This is a genomic window from Aeromonas bivalvium (assembly GCF_000819765.1).
GTDB classification, from domain to species: Bacteria; Pseudomonadota; Gammaproteobacteria; order Enterobacterales; family Aeromonadaceae; genus Aeromonas; species Aeromonas bivalvium.
This window is the reverse complement of record NZ_CDBT01000043.1, coordinates 37,012-37,619: the sequence shown is the minus strand read 5'-3', so window position 1 is coordinate 37,619 and position 608 is coordinate 37,012. Positions and strand designations below refer to the sequence as shown.

Annotated in this window: 1 pseudogene; it reads right to left on the bottom strand. The window is 70.4% G+C overall.

The window, feature by feature from the left end:
- Positions 1–608: pseudogene (locus BN1119_RS12695) on the bottom strand (dGTPase); the annotation flags it as partial.

The following is a 608-nucleotide window of genomic DNA, read 5'->3' as shown; positions in this document are numbered from 1 at the left end:
CCCCCCCCGCCCCCGCCAGCAGCCGGGAAAAGCGCTCCTCGGGCAGGGCCAGCAGGCAGGCGTAGGTCGACAGCACCCCCCGCAGGGCGGCGTAGCCTTCCAGCTCGAGGGCCTCCACCTCGGGACGCATGAACACCTGCTCGCGCGCCACCCGTTTGAGGGTGTCCAGCACCCGGGCCGCCGGCGCCTGGCCGCTGAGCAGGGCATGGGGATAGCGGCCCTGCAAGATGGCATCATGCTCGGCCAGATAGGTCCGGGCCGCCAGCGCCACCAGATCCTCGGTCAGTCGCTGGCGAAAGTGGGGGAAAAACCCCTCGCGGCCCTCTCTGGACTCCCCGAGCAGGGCCTGCATGTACTCCCCCTCGTCGGCACTGGCCAGAGCCTGGATCAGCTCGCGCTGGCTCAGGATCCGCCGGTCCACCGCGTCCTCGAGATCCGCGATGCAGTAGGAGATGTCGTCCGCCGCCTCCATGATGTAAACCAGCGGATGACGGCAGCCCGGCGCCAGGCCCAGGCTCTGGCTCAGGCGGGCGTAGAGGGGTTGTTCGCTGAAGAAGATGCCTCCCTTGGCCGCCCAGCCGTGGTGCTGGGCCTGGCCCGCGGCGAGA